We start from the raw sequence: 17,615 nt of genomic DNA on the forward strand, positions 1-17,615 counted from the left end.
TATTCTTCTCTGCCAGACGCATATTCAGTATGCTTGAATCAAACAAGCGAATTCTTATGAAAAATCTTTATATGCAGATTCCTCAATCCTCCAATCAACATCGTCAAATATCGAAGCACAGGCTCGGTCGCAATAGAAAATACCACAAACAACATAATGCACTTCGTAGACATTCCTGTAATTGCGAACAGATCCGGCAGGAATATACTACACCCCAAAAGCCCAATCATAGAACCAACCCAGATCACACCACGAAATACATTAAATGGCTGGCAGATCTTATATAGAATCATGAATCCAACAATCGCCAACAGCATCGTAGCCGCCGTTGAGATATCCAGCGAATCCACTCCAAACGTCTGTCCAAATACCACCAGCGCACCAACCACCAGCACATCCGTAAGCCCCGCCGGCAGAGCCTTTAAAAATACATTCGTCAGGAAATGTCCCTTAATCACTTCCTTATTCGGCTGCAATGCCAGGAAGAATGCCGGGATTCCAATTGTAAACATACTAATCAGTGATACCTGAGACGGTTCCAGCGGATAAGTAATCATGAACACAACGGAAAAAAGCGATAATAAGAAGGAGAAAATATTCTTTACCAGGAACAGACTGGCTGAACGCTGAATATTATTCACCACTCTTCTTCCCTCTAACACAACGGATGGCATACAGGAGAAATCCGACTCCAGAAGCACTACCTGCGAAGCCTGCACCGCCGCGTCACTTCCGGAAGCCATAGCAACACTGCAGTCTGCATCCTTCAGGGCAAGCACATCATTCACACCGTCACCCGTCATAGCAACCGTCTTGCCCTGCCCTTTTAGTGCCTGTACAAACTGCCGCTTCTGTGCCGGCGTCACACGCCCGAATACTGTATATCTTGCAATTGCCCGCTCTACATCTTCTTCTGTCTTAAGCGTCGCTGCATCTACATACTCTTCCGCATTCTGAATGCCCGCCTCTTTGGCCACTTCTGATACTGTCAGCGGATTATCTCCGGAGATTACCTTGACTTCTACTCCCTGCTCTGCAAAGTACGCAAACGTCTCAGGCGCTTCCTTCCTGATTGGATTCGCCAGAAGAACATACCCCAGAGGCGTCACCTTCTCTGTCAGTTTCTGACCTTCCAGATTCCCATCATAATTCCCAAATACCAGCACACGATAGCCCCGCTTCGCATAAATCTGAATCTCCGTCTTATATGCCTCATAATCCTCTCTTAATACGAATTCCGGTGCTCCCAACACATATGATCTCTCCGCAAAGGCAACCCCGCTATATTTTGCCTCAGAAGTAAATGGAGTCACATGAATAGGTACTGCCCCTGTCCCTTCTTTAAAATATTCCTTCATTGCCTCCATCGTACTGTTATCACTGCTCATCGCCTTAACGAAATCTCCTACCAGTTTCAACAGTTCCGGCATAGATTCCTTATCATACAGTTCTGTTGGCACCAGTTTCTTCACACTCATGGAGTTCTCGGTAATCGTTCCTGTCTTATCCACACACAGGACATTCACCCTCGCAAGCGTCTCTATGCTTCTCATATCATGAAGAAGCACCTTCTTATGTGCAAGCCGCATAGCACTGACCGCCAAAGCCACGCTTGCAAGCAGATAGAGTCCTTCCGGGATCATCCCGATCACCGCGGCCACCATAGAAGTAATACTATTGCGAAAAGTCTCATCGTTGAAGAAAAAACTCTGCACAAATAACACAATTCCTATCGGTATCAGCGCGATACCGACGAATTTGACCAATTTATCCAAAGAGCGAATCATCTCTGACTGCTCGCCTTTTTGCATTGCTTTTGCTTCCAGCGTTAATTTGGAGATATAAGAATCCGCTCCTACCGCTTCCAGCCTGGCATGACATTGCCCTGCCACAATAAAACTGCCTGACATCAGATGCCCGCCATCCGTCTTAATAATCTCATCCGATTCACCAGTCAATAAAGACTCATTCACCCTTACTTCCCCTTCTACGACAACAGCATCCGCACACACCTGATTTCCCGCTTTAAATACGACGATATCGTCCAATACCAGTTCTTCTGAATCCACGCTTGATTCTTTGCCTTCACGTACGACACAAGTCCGAGGCGCATTCAGCATATTCAGTCTCTCAAGCACATTCTTCGCACGTACCTCCTGAATAATACCGATCAGCGTATTAATAATCACAACCGGAAGAAACGTAAGATTACGAAAAGATCCTACCAGGCTAAGCAATATCGCAAGCACCACAAATATCAGATTGAAGTATGTAAATACATTCTCATGGATGATCTCCTTCGTTGTCTGAGCAGGCGGATCTACCGCTATATTCGACCATCCCTTCTCCACTCTCTCTTTTACCTGCGTGCTATCCAGCCCTTCTGTATAATCTGGCTGACAGCGAGTAACCGGCACGCGCTCTATCTCATATTCCTGTGTCTCACCTGATACTGCCTGTCCGGACTTTCGTCTCATATAACAACCTCCTCATATGTATGCTAACAATTATACGCCTGGAAAGTTTAGAATTCTATAAACACTTTCTTAAAAATGTCTTACAATTTTCGTATATTCCCTTAATACATCTCGAATCTCTTCCATTTTCGAAGCCGTCTCCGTATTAGAATACGGTATCCGGTCAATCAGGAGATCTATATAGTTCTGTTCATGAATCAATTCAAAAGACACTTCATAATTGATATCAAAGAAATATGCCAGATAGGAGACCCAATAATCCATCTTCGTTCGCCTGGTGGATGAAAGTATAGACTTTTTACACCGGAATTGCTCCATCACTTCATTACTGATCTCCATGCCTCCCACTTCTTCGGCAGAGACACCTAGAATTGTCTCAACCGAATCCTCCAATTTCACCCTGCAATTATCCAGTTTATCCGCATCCCGAATAATTCTCGCATGCATCAAAGTCCGCTCATCTTCAATTCCTTCCAGTTTAAAATCGCTGTGCCTTGCAATCGCAATACGGATGATATCATCCCATTTGTCATCTTTCACAAACTCACGAATCATTCCCTCATCAAATAGGATCTGCACACCAAAACTGGCGTGGTCCATAGTATCAGGTTCAAAACTATCGAAACGCTTTAACTGTTCGAACCTCCCGATATCATGCAGAAGCCCTATCAACTGAGCCAGTTCTGTATCCTCTTTAGACAGTCTCATTCTCCAGGCTATCTCACCGCTGCACTCTACCACGCCATATGTGTGTACAATCTTCAATCTCACCTTATCATCATCTCTGTCATAGTGATTCAGATAGTTTTCAAACTGTTCTTTTGCATATTGTAAATCCATCATCTATCCTCTCGTTTCTCTGAACATAATTCCTCTTCTGTCTTAATAACAATTTCGCTTTCACATTTTAATTCATTAATAATTCTCGCAATTCAGTTTAAAGTATCCTTGCGGATGCCCACACACAGGACATTTCTCCGGCGCACATTTGCCAGTATAGATATTACCACAATTCATACAGATCCATACCACATTGCCATTCTTACAAAATACCCTGCCCCGTTCCATATTCTCCGCCAGTTGCCGATATCGGTACTCATGATGCTTCTCAATGCCTCCTACTCCACGGAATAACCTCGCGATTTCATCATACCCTTCCTTCTCGGCAGTCTCCGCGAATTCCCGGTACATCTTCGTCCATTCATAATTCTCGCCCTTACATGCACTCTTTAAGTTCTCTAAAGTATCCGGCATCTTACCGTCATTCAGAATCCGTACCCAGATCTCGGCGTGCTCCTGTTCATTGCCTGACGTCTCGTAAAAGATCTCACTAATCTGCTGATATCCTTCCTTCTTGGCCTTTTCCCCATAAACTCTGTACCTTGCACAGGTTAACAATTCTCCCTCTAAGGCTTTCTGCAGGTTGCTATATGTTTTACTATGTTTAAATTCCATAATCCGCCTCGGTAACTTTTTATTATATTGTATTCCCTCCCCTCATCTTTTGTTACTTTGGCACTTTGCCAGTTATCTGTTTCTCCCGGCTGCATCATCTTAATTATATTTCGCAATAACCTCCAGGAATCGATTGCCATATTTTCCCAATTTAAACTCACCAATACCACTAATCCCTAACATCTCTTCTGCATTTTTCGGACGCACCGCACTCATCAGCGTTAAGGTCTTATCTGAAAATATAATATACGGCGGTACTTTTTCTTCTGCTGCAATCTCTCTACGCAAAACCCGCAATGCCTCGAACAATCCCAAGTCCTTTTCCGCCAATACCGCTGCCGCTCCCGCCTTTTTACGCCTGTTCTTCTTAGATGTCTTTTCTGACACATCCGGCTCTTTTTCTTTCGCAAGTTTCATGAACAGCGGTTCATCCTCTGCCTGCCAGTCTGCTGCCAATCCCGTGGTCTTAATCACCGGATACTCGTCTCCGGTCAACTCAAGATATCCCTGATACATTAATTCCTGCATGATCTGTCTAAGTCTTGGCACGGTAACTGCCGCAAGAGTTCCATACTCAGGATTACGATCCAGTCCCTTAGAACGGACCTTCTGATTCTTCGCACCACGCAGCACATCAATAATCGTTGTAAGTCCATATTTCATCCGGTTTGCATCAATACAATTCATAATTGCCATCGTTTCTTTCGTAATATCCACTTCTTCAAATTGAGTCATACAATTCAGACAGTTGCCACAATAGCCAGAACTGTGCTCTCCAAAATAATTCAGGATATAATTGCGAAGACAATTGGAAGTAAAACAATAGAATGTCATCTGTTTTAACCTCTCCGTATCCCTCTCCTTCACCAACTGTCGGGTGAATTCGTCCAGTTCTTCATTATCCTCATTATTTTCTATAAAGAAACGATTCGTCCTTACATCCATAGGTTCATAATATAAGATACACTCCGAAGGCTCTCCATCTCGTCCGGCTCGTCCAGCCTCCTGATAGTAACTCTCCATATTTTTAGGCATATTATAATGAATGACAAAACGCACATCCGACTTATCTATCCCCATACCAAATGCATTCGTCGCCACCATGATCTGCCGCCTGTCATAGATGAAATCATCCTGATTCTCCCGCCGCTCTTCGTCACTTAATCCCGCATGATACCGGGTGACAGAGAACCCCTCTTCTCTCAACTTATAGAAGACCTCTTCCACATTCTTTCTCGTCAGGCAATAGACAATCCCACTGCTTCCCGGCATATCCTCTTCTCTCTTATGTAGATATCTCACCAATTCCTTATACTTGTCTACCGGCTTCTTTACCGCAAAATAAAGATTCCCCCTATCAAATCCAGTTGTCATAACATAAGGATTCTGTAGTTCTAAAATATCCATAATATCATCCCGCACATCTTCTGTGGCCGTTGCCGTGTATGCTCCTACTACCGGACGATAAGGAAGCCGCTTAAGAAATTCCATAATCTTAAGATAGCTAGGTCTAAAATCCTGCCCCCACTGAGACACACAATGGGCTTCATCTACTGCCATGAAAGAAATCTTCACATTACGAGACAATGCAAAATCTAAAAATCCTTCCGTCTCCAGCCGCTCCGGCGCCACGTAAATAATCTTATAGCGCCCTTCCTTTGCCAGACGCAATGCTTTGACATACTGTCCCATTGTCAGTGAACTATTCAGAAAAGCCGCATGAATCCCCGCCTGGTTCAATGCCCCGACCTGATCCTTCATCAGCGATATCAATGGAGATATCACAAGCGTAATCCCCTCCATCATGAGAGCCGGTATCTGAAAACACATTGATTTCCCGGCTCCCGTCGGCATAATCCCAAGCACATCCCGTCCTTCCAAAACGGCATTAATTAAGGGACGCTGACCTTCTCTGAAATCATCATAACCAAAATACTGTTTTAATAATTTTTCCGCTGTCATCTTACTCAATTCCAAATACCTCTTTGACTATTACACTCAATTCCATTATAATGCCACATAGAGAAACTTTCGAAGGAGGAAATAGATTATGAATATGAATTTTAATCAAATTGCCATGCTTCAAAAAATAAAGGGATGTATGGACCGTTTTCGTGCTAACCACCCCAAATTCCCGCTATTTATAAATGCTGTATCCCAGGAAGCAATGAAAGAAGGAACTGTAATCGAAATCACTGTCACCACGCCGGAGGGCAAAAACTATTGCTCAAATATCAAATTGCAGGCTAATGATATGGAACTTATTGATTGCTTAAGAAGCCTGAAAACTACCAATAATTAAACACTGCTAAAACTTTCCAATATGCGATTATGCAATGAAAACAGCACATACGCCGTGCTGTTTTTCATTTGCATAACACGTTGCTTTTATTCCTTTTTCACCTGTTTCAACAGTTCTTCAATAACCTCTGTCCAGCCTTCCTTATCACGCGCCCCCGAATACACTTCACCAATCTGGTTTCCTTCCTGATCCACGAATATTGTAGTTGGAACAGCATATACCTCGTTCAAGATTCCTAGTTTCAGTCCCATAGATGCAACAATATGCGGATAATCTGCCTGTGTCTTCTCCACAATCTCTAATGCAGTCTCATCGCCTGCTTCTTCTACGTCACACAACATACCGATGATCTGCAATCCCTGGTCCGCATACTCCCGGCTCAGTTCTCCCAGTTCTGGCATCTCTTGAATGCATGGACCGCAGAATGTTCCCCAGATATTTACCATGGTAAGGTTTGAATTGGAAAATACTTCCTGAGTTATCTCTTCCCCTTCCAATGTCTCCGATTGAAAATTTCCAAAAGGCTTCTCTTTTGATACAGACTGTTCCACTGAAGCATCCTCTACATTCTGTTCCGCATTATCCTTCTTGGCACTGTCCTCGTCCTGATTAGAACCACATGCAACAGACAAAAGAACCAGTAAAACTATCATCACAATAATTTCCTTTATTCTTCGCTTCCTCATATTCTTCCTCCTCTTTGTTAGAATCCTTTAAATCCAGTTTCCTTACTTTACAAATATCCTATAGCAACCAGTCTGTCTTAGAAATTCTCAAATCTTCCAGACACAATTATAAGACTAATCAACATTATAACTTACCACAACTTCATAATCAAATAAAAACAGTACCTATCCTAACTACTATCATAATCGCGACAAAGAGACCGAACATTACCTTTTATAAGATAAATGTTGCAGCCTCTTCTCTATTTTCTTACTATGGGCCTTCTCACTTAATTCAGTTCATACGCTACCTGCGTATTTCCACCCGTACCATCATCCTCCGCTACTATATTAATCTGATATGTGCCCTTGGATAATCTCAGTTGTATACTCTCTTCTTCCACCTTTTCTTCCTGATTAGAATATACAATATCTCCTTTCTGATCCACAATCTGGAATTCACACGGTATCTCATTATCCATTGTAAGATCCAGGTAATAATTGTCAGGATAACTTACTTTAAAATTCTCATAACTTCTGGTACTGCCAGTTCCCTTGATCGTACCACTTACATCCGGACGAAACACCGACAACATAACTCCGACAATCCAGCATACAACTGCGATATACACCATCGCAGACAAGGGAAACACTTTATGATACTCTTTATCTTTCTTTTTCAAGCGGCGGAGTCCTATTCCGATAAATACAATAAAGTCCAGATACAAAAGAATCATTGGCACCCTTGGCCATTCCGGGTACTGTACTCCTTTTATCAACATAGTAATCCCCATAATACTCATTGCAATTAACAAAATCGTTGCCAGCCGTGTCCATCTCTGCTCCATCTCTGAGAGGCCGGAAGAATCTGTATAGATCTCATATTCTTCTTCGGGAAGTTCCGGGTCATAAGGCTTGCGGAAATAATGCCATCCATTAAAAGTAGAGTTCATATACTCCCATCCCTGTTCCCGAAACGTTTCAATATACCGCATCCGATTCTCAATATCCGTATTATAATCCAACTGATACCGATAAACTACCTGTTCATCCTGCTCAAATACACTCCTGAAACATCCGCCCTTTACCAATTGCCATCCTTCCCTGGACTTCTGATTCAGATCTTCAATCTCCTTCCCGTAATCCCATGCTGCATAGGCCTTATGACTTGTCTTCAACTTTCCCATATTATTCTCCCTTCAATATGCTCTTTGCTCCTGCCAGCAGACGCTTCAATCTGTTAATCTCAGCATCCAGGGTTTCTCTTCCTTCTTCTGTAAGTTCATACATCCTTCTGCGCTCAGTGCCCTCGCTGTAATCATTGCGCTCAACAATCCAACCTTTCTTCATCATGTTCCCGGTAGCCCCGTACATCGTACCAGAACCAATCTTCACTTCACCTTCTGACAATTCCTTTGTCTTCTGCATGATGCCGTAGCCATGATTCGGACCTTCCGCAAGGCAAAGCAGAATGTAAAAATAACTCTCTGTCAGCGGTTCTACTTTCTTTCCCATATATACACCTCACGTCTCTATTCCGGATATACAGATGTAATCACTGGTTTTCCTTCCCTGTCTAATAATGGAGTCAATCCTCCTGAATAGCCGGATACATGATACAGGTAATTCACGCCTGTCTCCTTATCTACCCAAATTTCTGTTACATTTACCTTTCCCTGTGAATAAACTTTTTCAAACCTTTCTTTGTTTGCCATTGTAATTTTCTCCTTTTCTTCTATGTCGTCCAACGTTATGTCGTCACTCGACTCATCTTTTCTATATCGTATCACGACATATATCGTCTGTCAACATATTTTTTACTTTTATTCATGTATATAAAAAGACTGTTACATTCACGATTTAATTTGCAAATGTAACAGCCTGATCATCATTATGCAACTGAAGAATGGATACCGGCACTCATGGGATCATCAGTCCCCGGAATACTTGTGCCGCAATATTCGCTTTATCTCTTTTACCAGGGAATCTCCCTCAGATAAGAATCTCTCATGACAAACCGATTCTCATCCGAATGAATATAAGGCTCATTCGGATCATAGCACAATCCCTTCAAAAGATATTCTCCCGCTGACATACCACCTGCATTGTCTTCGGCGCAGTACCACCGGAAGGTGAATCCCTCCGGGCGAAGCATATTAAAATACAGTTTGCCTACCATATTGAGTCCTGCCCAGACCATATGCCGTCCATAATTACGGTCATCTTTACAATAACTGACACTGGAATCCTTCTTCGTGATCATCCCGATACGCTTTAGATTCCCTTTTCGCAACAATGGAAGCGCTGCTTCGATGATATACTCCGTATGATTGATCTGTTCTCCCAGCACCTCCAAAAGCTCCTCACAGTCATGATTTCCTATGAAACTATCTTCTGGTATCTGTTCATCAATTCCAAAGAGCAGAAGATCAATTCTCCCCTCATTCCTCTCGATTTCAGCCAGCAATCCCTGGATATCTTCGCCTTCTAACCACGCATACTCCTTCGGGCATCCCGCAATACATGCCTTCGGCTGGCGGGCTCTGCCCGATAAGGTATATACTTTACAGTCATGAGAACTCAGATAATTCTTCGCCTCTTCCTGACAGTGATTCCCATTATCTATACTTAAAACAATTCTACTCATCTCGTTTTCTCCCAACTTCTAAAATGGCCATATTTCATTGGATACATCACTTAGAATCAATACATCTTCCCAATCACGGTCTGAAATAAACTGCTCATATGCAACTGCTGCCGTTTCTTCCGGTTCAAAATTCCCGACTGTACTTTTCTGTCCGCTCATATAAGTACGAACCCACCCCGGATGGTATAACCGGAACTTGTATCCCTGCGGCTTTAGCCTTTCAAACATCAGGCGGACTGCCATGTTCAGACACGTCTTTGAAACGCAGTAGGATACGTCGCCTTTCCGATGGGCCAGTGTTATGGATGCCGCTTCCGAAGAAAAGAAACACAGTCTCTTCTCGCCTTGCTTCATCAATGGAAGAAACGCCTCCACCATGCGGATTGGTCCCACTGTATTGATGTTCAGACAATTGACTGTCGTCTCACTGCTTCCATTCCGGAAGATTCCGGCACAGTTCACTAACATGTCTATATAATCCGTCTGCCTTTCCACTTCGGATGCTGCCTGACTGACAGACTCCTGACTCCCTACATCCAGATTAATCATGGAAAGCCGCTGTCCATATTCTTTCTTAAGTGTTTCCAACTCGTTCCATTCCTTCATAAAACGTCCGGCAAATACCTGCCAGCCGTTTTCCAAAAAGCATCTGCAAAGCGCGAATCCAATCCCACGATCAGCTCCTGTGATAAATACACGTTTCATTCAGCATCCTCCTCTCCATGCAGACACCAATTGACCGCATTCAAAAAGATTCTCTGGAACTGCTCATTTTTCCAGACAGAAAGCGTATGTCCCGGCGTCAGGACACAAAGCCGCCCATCGCCTATTTTTCTGGTATATCCGGCAATCTGAATACCTCCGGTCTCGGAGACTGAGGTAAGGAATACATCTGCATCATCTGCCAGAATCTCCATCTGATAATGCTCATCCCGAATATCAAACCGTGCTTCTACTCCCTGCATAATCGGATGTTCCTTTTCTTTTCTCAGTGTCACCCCGCACCGGAGCGGATGAGACAGGAAACGATTGCCCACGAATTCCGTATACTCTTTGATACCGTCTCCATCACCCATAAAGACATTCCCTGAATGAACCGAAAGAAACGCGCCGCCTCTCTCCACATACTTACGGAACTCTGCACCCATGACTTCGGTTACCGTATTCTCAAACCAAGGCGCCGAATTTCCCGAGGTTACATTATTGCTCTTGCAGCAGATAATAAGCGGATACTCTTCAAGCATCTCAGGCGTCAGGATATCTTTTGCTGCTTTAACAACATCAAACTCATAAGCATCTCCTGCCAGAGGGAGCATCCCCTTTTCAATTACTTCTGCCGGATGCCATATATCATCACACAATACTAATATTTTCTGCATCTTACTCACCTATCTCTTTATAATCTGTTCTAACCCATCAAATGATAGATATTGATAATATCCTGTTCTGTCAATGCCGCAAATCCATTCAGAATACCGGTTCTTCCCGCACCGTAACTGCAATTGTGTGCCAGCATCTCAATATCTTCTTCTCTGGCTCCAAGGTCTTCTAAGTTAGAAGGCATATGGATCTTTGCAAGGAAATGCTGAAATGCTTCGATTCCTTCTTTTGCAGTTTCTTCCGGATGGTCAAAATTCATCTGACAGCCCCATACATTGACAGCCAGACGCGCAAAACGATTCACATCACGGTACATATTATACTTCATAACAGCTGGCATTACAACCGCCAGACCTGCGCCATGTGCACAATCATAAGCCCCTGACAACTCATGTTCAATCTCATGACTTGCCCAGTCCTGGCTGCGTCCTACGCCACAGGAATCATTGTGCGCCATCATGCCAGCCCACATAATATTCGCTCTTGCGCCATAATCGTTCGGATTCTCTATTGCTTTTGGGCCTTCTTTGATCATCGTCAGCAATAATGCCTCCAACAGGCGGTCCGTTACTTCTACTTCCTTCGTATTCGTAAAATACCTCTCCAAAAGATGTGCCATAATATCTGTAATACCACAGGCTGTCTGATATGCCGGAAGAGTCTGGGTCAGCGCAGGATTCAGAATGGAGAATTTTGGATAGAGTACTTCACTTCCAGTAGCACGCTTGTAATTCCCTTCCTCATGCGTAATGACAGAACCATTTCCACCCTCGCTTCCTGCTGCCGCAATCGTCAGGACTGTTCCTATCGGAAGTGCCTCTGCAGCAGCCTTTCCCTGATAAAAGTCCCAAAAGTCTCCCTCATACGGAACACCAATCGCAATTGCCTTCGCTGAATCAATCGTACTTCCGCCGCCAACTGCCAGTATAAAATCTACCTTTTCTTTCCGGCAAAGCCCAATTCCTTCATACACCAGACCACTTCTGGGATTTGGTTTTACTCCTCCAAGCTCAACATACTCCAGACCGGCCTGGGTCAATGACTTTTTCACACGATCCAGAAGACCGGAACGTACTGCACTTCCCCCGCCATAATGAATCAGAACTTTTTTCCCACCAAACCGTTGAACATATTTCCCTGCATTGTTCTCTTCTTCTTTTCCAAATACAAAATATGTCGGACTATAAAATGTAAAATTATCCATAATCTATAACTTCCCTTCTTCTTTCACTTATATGAACACCTTACTTCTTTACAAAAGATAGCACTTCAAGTATACTTGAAGTCAAGCATAAAACTGAAAATAATTATAAAGAAAAATATTCAAAGGAAGTGACCAAATGAAGACATATACCATCAAAGAAATCTCACAATTATTCCAACTCCCCTCCTCTACTCTCCGCTATTACGAGGAGATGGGACTTCTGAAGAATGTGGACCGCACACCATCCGGACAGCGCATCTATACCGAAGACCATATTGGCTGCTTGAAAGCCATCTGCTGCTTCAAGCGCGCCGGACTTACCATTACAGACATCAGCAGATTCTTTACACTGGAAGATAATGAATTCACCAACATTGATGAGATTCTGGCGCTTCTATATAAGCACCGCACTCATATGGAACAGAAGTTAGAAGAGATAACTGCAGATCTGATACATATTAACGAAAAGATCGCCTACCATGAGGCGATCAAAAAAGCAATTGCAGAGAATCGGGAATTACCTTCCTGGAGGGAATTCATGGATTAAAAGTATCATTCAACAGATCCCCAATCATATCCGCCAGAGTGATTAAAGCCAGTTCTATAACCTTCTGGATTTTAGATATCAGATTAATATTTACATATCTTTGGGAAATACAGCCTCATCTCGAATCCTACTCCCCACTCCGCCCGTGCCTCTACTTGGATATTCAGATCTTCCGCCATCATCTTCACCAAATACAGTCCCATACCAGTTGCATTCTTCCTCCCCACTCCGATATCACCGGCAAATCCTTTATCAAAAATAAACGGAAGTTCATGCGGCTTTACTCCTTTGCCATTGTCTCTGATACACAGAATCGTATACTCCGGGCTTTCTCCTTTCTTTCTATCTATATCATTTCCAAGTTCCCGTACCTCATCTGACAATTCCAATATCAGAGTCCGCTCTCCTGTATCTTTTCTATACTTTACCGCATTACTTATTACCTGACCTAGTATGAACTGTAGCCCTTTCCTGTCCGATACGACCTGGTCATCCATATCTTCTACATTCTTACACTGTTCCGATATACGGCACACCGTTACGAATCCACTCTCAAGCAGAAGATTCCCATACTCTTCCAGCATCTCCTCGCAACAATCAGATAGACATATCTTCTCAAAGATATAGTCCTTATGAACCGCCTTTAATCGTTCATAGTATAACATCTGATTCACATATTCCTGCATTTGATTTCTTGCATGCTGCAATCTCAAGTATATTCCTTGGGGTATCTCGTCTCTTCGATTATCCAGCATGAATGTCATCAGCGAAAGAGGCGTCTTAATCTCGTGCGCCCAGGCTTCTACATATTCCTCCTGCCCTTCCAACTGCGCTTTAAGTTCTTTTATCTCTTGCTCTAATGCCCGCATTCTGCTGCCTATCATCTCAATCTCTTTCCTCTCCCGCGGAAATGAGGCTTCCAGCGCCTCCGCCTCATGGAATTCATCCGGACTCTCTATGAATCCAAGGATTTTTTTCTCCCTACGCTGATCCCTTCTATAAATATAACATGCCAGAATAATGAAAAGCCCCATAGAACTTAGGGAAAATATTCCACATAACGACCAAAATGACTTCGCATCCAGCAGCCACAAAAGCAATCCCAGCAGTGCATCCACCAAAAGCAACACTGCCAGCCACAACCGATATTCCCGTAATCTATTCCACCAATCTCTGATTCTTTTCATTCCGATATTCATCCCATTATCATTATTTCTATGATCATTTTCGCCATCATTCCTATGATACGAAAAATCTGACATCTTATCCGTCCGCTTCCACTTTGTAGCCTACCCCACGGATTGCAGTCACTTTATAATCTGCCCCAAGTTTCAGTAAAGATTTCTTAAGCCTCGTCATATTAACCTGAAGCGCATTCTCATCAATATATTCCGTTGTCCCCCACAGCATTTCACACAGCGTCTCTTTCGCAACCGTTTCTCCCCAATGTGTCAGAAGCATATCCAGAATCTTCCCCTGATTCTCCGGCAAAATCACAGACTGTTCTTTCCAATACAACGTATATGTCTGCCTGTCCAACAGGAATCCTTCCCTTCCCACTAATTTACCTCTGCCTTCGTAATGTCTAAGCAGATTGGACACTCTCGCCAGCAGCCGCTCTTTATGGCAGGGCTTAGTAAGGAATTCATCCGCACCCAATCCCAATGCATGCAATTCGTCTTTCAACTGATCTCTGGACGTCAGGATCAGAACCGGGATATTGCTGCGCTGCTTTAATTTTCTACATATCTCGAACCCCGTAGTTCCCGGCAGATTAACGTCCAGAACCACTAACTCCGGAGAGTCAGCGATAATGTCATCTATCGCATGTTCAAAAGAATCCATGCATAGAGTCTCATAGCCTTCTTTTTGAAACATATACTCTAATTCTTCTCTCATGTACAGATCATCTTCTACTATGATAATTTTCTGCATGGAATCCTCCTACTCATCCTACTCATCACGCTTTATCTCTAACATCTCTAGCAAATGCCTGTCACTGGTTCTCATAACTGCCGCAACATACATATATTCTACCACACACAGAACGAGCAGCATAGCCAAAGCAATCACAAAAAGTGTTGTTGTCTTGCTTTTCATACTGGTCATCAGAATCCCGCTAAATAGTGACTTAATACCGAACACACTGCTGATGGCTGCTCCCACAACGGGTATACAGAAAAACCACCGGATCTGTGACCTTGCAGAGCGGCACAGCATCCTATAATCACATCCAAGATGTATCAATGTCTGATAACGCTTTCCATCTTTCTGCTGCTGCATCAGATACTGCACTCCCAGAACCGTATTCGATATAATCAGGAAAATAATTGCCAGATAGATTGTCAGGTAACTGGAACCTACCACGTAGAATAACTGCCTCCCTATATTCTGAAGATAACTCTCATACGGAACTTCCTTTTCATCCAGCAGCCGATTCACCTGTGCAATCGCCCGCATCAGCCCTTCCTTTTCTACAAAATTCTTCTCAAGTGTTGCATTCCAATAGACATTATCCTCTCTTCCTTCCAGCAATTTCTCATATGTCTTATCCGTTACGATCAATCCATAAGATATAGTAATCAACCGATCCGTAACCAGGCCTTCATGATAATATCCTTCCGTGATCTGATATTTTTCCCCATCGAATTCCACATACGGCTGACTGTCAAGTGCCTGTTCCACCACCTTATCTCTGGAATCTGTAGTAAACTCTGCATCACTATACAATACCATCTGATTATCTTCTATCTGAATGGGTTTCTTCCCCGCAAGTTCCAGAATCCGGTTATATCCTGACAATTCAATCAGGTATGGAGAGGTAAAATACTGTAGATTGTTCAGAAGGATCTCCTTATCTTCTGAATTCTTCTGCTGCCTTATTGTATCTATAAACGACTCTGCACTGAACGTATGCTCACTATCAAGTTCCGCAAAGAATAGTCCCGTCCGAACCTCAAATAGTTCATCAAAATACTTTGATATTTCACCAGAGCCTACGGCATCTTTCACTTCCTTTTCATCTCCCTGAAAGGTATAGTCCATACAATGTCCCTCATGAATAGAACTTCCCACAGACAATGCCACTCCATATCCAAAACAGCAAACCGCTGCCAGAATCAGAAGCGAAGCGATCGCCAGCGTATTCGGCTTAAATGCAATATATTCCTGAATCTGCCGAAATGTAAACACGTTCAGACCGCTTTCCTTTTTCTTCCTTCGAAACAGCAATTCCACCACGGCACTAACTCCATAAAATGCCAGAAAAGTTCCACATATGCCGATCAGCATAGTAATCCCCATATTTCGGATATTCCGCCATGCCATGCCTCTTATAGCCAGACAATACGCCAGACATAATAGCAGAATCCCCATCAGCATTTCTACAGCAACTTTTTTTCCACATACTTTCCTTGGCTTCTCCTCCTGAGAATCTGTCAACAACTTTTGAATCTCTGTTTTGGCAATCCTGCCGCTTAATATTGCAAATGCAACCGCCTTCACAAGAAAGAATCCAAGTATAGTATACCCTGCCGCTCCTACCGAAAATGTAAACCTATGCCCCACAATTCCAAGCCCTACCAGCCTTGCCGTCACCAGACTGATTACTTCCGATAACAGAACTGCCACCGGAATCCCGACTGCCAGCGCCCACACACTGTTTAAAATATCTTCTGCAATCAGCATCCCGAATAATCTCGTCTTCCTCATGCCAGAGATCAGATAAATGCCAAATTCATGATTCCTGCGATCCAACTGATATTTACCCGCAAAATACACCAGAAAAAATATAATGAACAAAGTCATTCCATAAAGAACCGGAATCAGCCCAAGAAGCCTGGATACCGCATCACTCTCCATCTCCTTCAGAAATATCATTACATCCTGATTCTCTAACGATAATATAATGTAAAAAGCCACAATTGACACAATCAGAGACACAAAATAGATGCCATTTTCCCTTCTGCTTCTCTTACTATTCCTGCGTACAAGATCAAAGAACATTCGCACTTCCTCCTCCCAACTGTGCTAACACCGTAATAATCCTCTCATAAAACTCTTCGCTGGTTTCTTCCGGCATCCTCCGTCGAAGTTCGTGGAACAATATTCCATCCTGTATGAATAAGATTCTGGAACAATAACTGGCCGCATTCGAATCATGTGTTACCATGAGAATCGTGCTTCCCTTCTCCTCATTAAGTCCTGCCAGTTTCTCCATCAATGTTCTGGCACTCTTGCTATCCAGTGCCCCCGTCGGCTCATCCGCCAGGACAATCTCCGGCTCCAGAACCAGCGCCCTTGCCGCTGCCACACGCTGCTTCTGTCCCCCGGACATCTGCGCCGGGAACTTCATCAGCACCTCCCTGATATCCAGATACTTTGTCAGTTCCTGAATCCTCTGTCTGCACTCCTTCTCCGGTATATTATGAATTGCCATCGGCAGCATAATATTCTCCCACCCGGTCAGATTATCCAATAACTCAAAATTCTGAAACAGATAGCCTATCTTATTCCCCCGATAATCAGCAAGTTTCTTTCCTTTCAATCTTCCGATATCCTCACCCTTCAGGAGAATCCTTCCCTCTGTCGGACGAATCGTAGACGCAATACAGTTCAAAAGTGTCGTCTTTCCGGAACCACTACTTCCCATAATTCCTAGAAACTCTCCTTCCAGGACCTGGAAAGACATTCCATTCAAAGCCTTGGTAATACTTCCTCCCTTTCCGTAATACTTTCGTAGCGACTGCACTTCTAAAATCTTATTCATACTCCTCATAGGCTAAATCCTCCTTCTGGTCTTTACATATTTATATTATAAATCAGCCAGGAAGGAATGAACACTTACAGTTGGTGAAAGGGGAGGTTGCAGTGTACGCAGAACTGAACCAGGATGGGCAGGCGTCAGTGAGAGTCATGGGCTGCGAAAGATTCCGATCT

18 protein-coding genes are annotated in these 17,615 nt (G+C 43.4%); 2 read left to right on the plus strand and 16 right to left on the minus strand.

Annotation, left to right across the window (positions count from 1 at the left end; all coding sequences use genetic code 11):
• Positions 1-38: 38 nt before the first annotated feature.
• The 4 genes from ACQRBN_RS00565 to recQ all read right to left on the minus strand — a co-directional run bounded on the left by ACQRBN_RS00565 (position 39) and on the right by recQ (position 5,894).
• Positions 39-2,477 (minus strand): cation-translocating P-type ATPase, encoded by a 2,439-nt coding sequence (locus ACQRBN_RS00565; protein WP_427736979.1) that lies wholly within the window; start codon positions 2,475-2,477, stop codon positions 39-41.
• Positions 2,478-2,546: 69 nt separating this feature from the next.
• The gene (locus tag ACQRBN_RS00570; protein WP_427737234.1) at positions 2,547-3,317 is read right to left on the minus strand and encodes an HD domain-containing protein; all 771 of its coding nucleotides are present in this window, start codon (positions 3,315-3,317) and stop codon (positions 2,547-2,549) included.
• Between the two features lie 75 nt (positions 3,318-3,392).
• Positions 3,393-3,932 (minus strand): rubrerythrin, encoded by a 540-nt coding sequence (gene rbr / locus ACQRBN_RS00575; protein WP_427736980.1) that lies wholly within the window; start codon positions 3,930-3,932, stop codon positions 3,393-3,395.
• A gap of 99 nt (positions 3,933-4,031) precedes the next feature.
• Positions 4,032-5,894, minus strand: a complete 1,863-nt coding sequence (gene recQ, locus ACQRBN_RS00580) for a DNA helicase RecQ (protein WP_427737235.1) — start codon at positions 5,892-5,894, stop codon at positions 4,032-4,034.
• Positions 5,895-5,982: 88 nt separating this feature from the next.
• Here recQ and ACQRBN_RS00585 point away from each other — a divergent pair, with 88 nt between their 5' ends.
• A complete protein-coding gene (locus ACQRBN_RS00585) occupies positions 5,983-6,234 on the plus strand; it encodes a hypothetical protein (protein ID WP_427736981.1) in 252 nt (83 codons plus the stop codon).
• 86 nt (positions 6,235-6,320) lie between these two features.
• Here ACQRBN_RS00585 and ACQRBN_RS00590 read toward each other — a convergent pair whose 3' ends face one another.
• The 8 genes from ACQRBN_RS00590 to ACQRBN_RS00625 form a co-directional block, all read right to left on the minus strand.
• Complete coding sequence (locus tag ACQRBN_RS00590) at positions 6,321-6,920, minus strand: TlpA family protein disulfide reductase (protein WP_427736982.1); 600 nt, start codon at positions 6,918-6,920, stop codon at positions 6,321-6,323.
• A 269-nt stretch (positions 6,921-7,189) separates the two neighbouring features.
• A complete protein-coding gene (locus ACQRBN_RS00595) occupies positions 7,190-8,086 on the minus strand; it encodes a DUF2812 domain-containing protein (RefSeq protein WP_427736983.1) in 897 nt (298 codons plus the stop codon).
• 1 nt (position 8,087) lies between these two features.
• Positions 8,088-8,414 (minus strand): PadR family transcriptional regulator, encoded by a 327-nt coding sequence (locus ACQRBN_RS00600; RefSeq protein ID WP_427736984.1) that lies wholly within the window; start codon positions 8,412-8,414, stop codon positions 8,088-8,090.
• A gap of 17 nt (positions 8,415-8,431) precedes the next feature.
• Positions 8,432-8,614, minus strand: coding sequence for a DUF6440 family protein (locus tag ACQRBN_RS00605; protein WP_427736985.1), 183 nt, complete (start codon positions 8,612-8,614; stop codon positions 8,432-8,434).
• Between the two features lie 260 nt (positions 8,615-8,874).
• Complete coding sequence (locus ACQRBN_RS00610) at positions 8,875-9,546, minus strand: hypothetical protein (RefSeq protein WP_427736986.1); 672 nt, start codon at positions 9,544-9,546, stop codon at positions 8,875-8,877.
• An 18-nt stretch (positions 9,547-9,564) separates the two neighbouring features.
• Positions 9,565-10,251 (minus strand): SDR family NAD(P)-dependent oxidoreductase, encoded by a 687-nt coding sequence (locus tag ACQRBN_RS00615; protein ID WP_427736987.1) that lies wholly within the window; start codon positions 10,249-10,251, stop codon positions 9,565-9,567.
• Positions 10,248-10,925, minus strand: coding sequence for a ThuA domain-containing protein (locus tag ACQRBN_RS00620; protein WP_427736988.1), 678 nt, complete (start codon positions 10,923-10,925; stop codon positions 10,248-10,250). Before ACQRBN_RS00620 ends, ACQRBN_RS00615 begins: the two co-directional genes overlap by 4 nt.
• Positions 10,926-10,954: 29 nt before the next feature.
• The gene (locus ACQRBN_RS00625; protein WP_427736989.1) at positions 10,955-12,130 is read right to left on the minus strand and encodes an iron-containing alcohol dehydrogenase; all 1,176 of its coding nucleotides are present in this window, start codon (positions 12,128-12,130) and stop codon (positions 10,955-10,957) included.
• A 136-nt stretch (positions 12,131-12,266) separates the two neighbouring features.
• On the opposite strand from ACQRBN_RS00625, the gene ACQRBN_RS00630 reads away from it, so the two are divergent.
• Positions 12,267-12,677 (plus strand): MerR family transcriptional regulator, encoded by a 411-nt coding sequence (locus ACQRBN_RS00630; protein WP_427736990.1) that lies wholly within the window; start codon positions 12,267-12,269, stop codon positions 12,675-12,677.
• Positions 12,678-12,760: 83 nt separating this feature from the next.
• On the opposite strand, the gene ACQRBN_RS00635 is transcribed toward ACQRBN_RS00630, so the two are convergent.
• The 4 genes from ACQRBN_RS00635 to ACQRBN_RS00650 form a co-directional block, all read right to left on the minus strand.
• The gene (locus tag ACQRBN_RS00635) at positions 12,761-13,864 is read right to left on the minus strand and encodes a sensor histidine kinase (protein WP_427736991.1); all 1,104 of its coding nucleotides are present in this window, start codon (positions 13,862-13,864) and stop codon (positions 12,761-12,763) included.
• Positions 13,865-13,940: 76 nt separating this feature from the next.
• Positions 13,941-14,612: a response regulator transcription factor gene (locus ACQRBN_RS00640; RefSeq protein ID WP_427736992.1), complete on the minus strand. Its 672-nt coding sequence runs from the start codon at positions 14,610-14,612 to the stop codon at positions 13,941-13,943.
• Between the two features lie 18 nt (positions 14,613-14,630).
• Positions 14,631-16,682, minus strand: coding sequence for an ABC transporter permease (locus ACQRBN_RS00645; RefSeq protein WP_427736994.1), 2,052 nt, complete (start codon positions 16,680-16,682; stop codon positions 14,631-14,633).
• Entirely contained in the window at positions 16,672-17,445 is a 774-nt protein-coding gene (locus ACQRBN_RS00650) for an ABC transporter ATP-binding protein (protein WP_427737236.1), read from the minus strand. The genes ACQRBN_RS00645 and ACQRBN_RS00650 overlap by 11 nt, the downstream gene beginning before the upstream one ends.
• Positions 17,446-17,615: the final 170 nt, after the last annotated feature.

It is taken from the genome of Bariatricus sp. SGI.154 (assembly GCF_050313795.1).
Classification (GTDB): Bacteria; Bacillota; Clostridia; order Lachnospirales; family Lachnospiraceae; genus CAMBRQ01.

Bases quoted from the DNA above. Each gene is read 5' to 3' on its own strand.
- ACQRBN_RS00565 (WP_427736979.1), bottom strand. From the start codon at position 2,477: ATGAGACGAAAGTCCGGACAGGCAGTATCAGGTGAGACACAGGAATAT.
- ACQRBN_RS00570 (WP_427737234.1), bottom strand. From the start codon at position 3,317: ATGGATTTACAATATGCAAAAGAACAGTTTGAAAACTATCTGAATCAC.
- rbr (WP_427736980.1), bottom strand. From the start codon at position 3,932: ATGGAATTTAAACATAGTAAAACATATAGCAACCTGCAGAAAGCCTTA.
- recQ (WP_427737235.1), bottom strand. From the start codon at position 5,894: ATGACAGCGGAAAAATTATTAAAACAGTATTTTGGTTATGATGATTTC.
- ACQRBN_RS00585 (WP_427736981.1), top strand. From the start codon at position 5,983: ATGAATATGAATTTTAATCAAATTGCCATGCTTCAAAAAATAAAGGGA.
- ACQRBN_RS00590 (WP_427736982.1), bottom strand. From the start codon at position 6,920: ATGAGGAAGCGAAGAATAAAGGAAATTATTGTGATGATAGTTTTACTG.
- ACQRBN_RS00595 (WP_427736983.1), bottom strand. From the start codon at position 8,086: ATGGGAAAGTTGAAGACAAGTCATAAGGCCTATGCAGCATGGGATTAC.
- ACQRBN_RS00600 (WP_427736984.1), bottom strand. From the start codon at position 8,414: ATGGGAAAGAAAGTAGAACCGCTGACAGAGAGTTATTTTTACATTCTG.
- ACQRBN_RS00605 (WP_427736985.1), bottom strand. From the start codon at position 8,614: ATGGCAAACAAAGAAAGGTTTGAAAAAGTTTATTCACAGGGAAAGGTA.
- ACQRBN_RS00610 (WP_427736986.1), bottom strand. From the start codon at position 9,546: ATGAGTAGAATTGTTTTAAGTATAGATAATGGGAATCACTGTCAGGAA.
- ACQRBN_RS00615 (WP_427736987.1), bottom strand. From the start codon at position 10,251: ATGAAACGTGTATTTATCACAGGAGCTGATCGTGGGATTGGATTCGCG.
- ACQRBN_RS00620 (WP_427736988.1), bottom strand. From the start codon at position 10,925: ATGCAGAAAATATTAGTATTGTGTGATGATATATGGCATCCGGCAGAA.
- ACQRBN_RS00625 (WP_427736989.1), bottom strand. From the start codon at position 12,130: ATGGATAATTTTACATTTTATAGTCCGACATATTTTGTATTTGGAAAA.
- ACQRBN_RS00630 (WP_427736990.1), top strand. From the start codon at position 12,267: ATGAAGACATATACCATCAAAGAAATCTCACAATTATTCCAACTCCCC.
- ACQRBN_RS00635 (WP_427736991.1), bottom strand. From the start codon at position 13,864: ATGAAAAGAATCAGAGATTGGTGGAATAGATTACGGGAATATCGGTTG.
- ACQRBN_RS00640 (WP_427736992.1), bottom strand. From the start codon at position 14,612: ATGCAGAAAATTATCATAGTAGAAGATGATCTGTACATGAGAGAAGAA.
- ACQRBN_RS00645 (WP_427736994.1), bottom strand. From the start codon at position 16,682: ATGTTCTTTGATCTTGTACGCAGGAATAGTAAGAGAAGCAGAAGGGAA.
- ACQRBN_RS00650 (WP_427737236.1), bottom strand. From the start codon at position 17,445: ATGAATAAGATTTTAGAAGTGCAGTCGCTACGAAAGTATTACGGAAAG.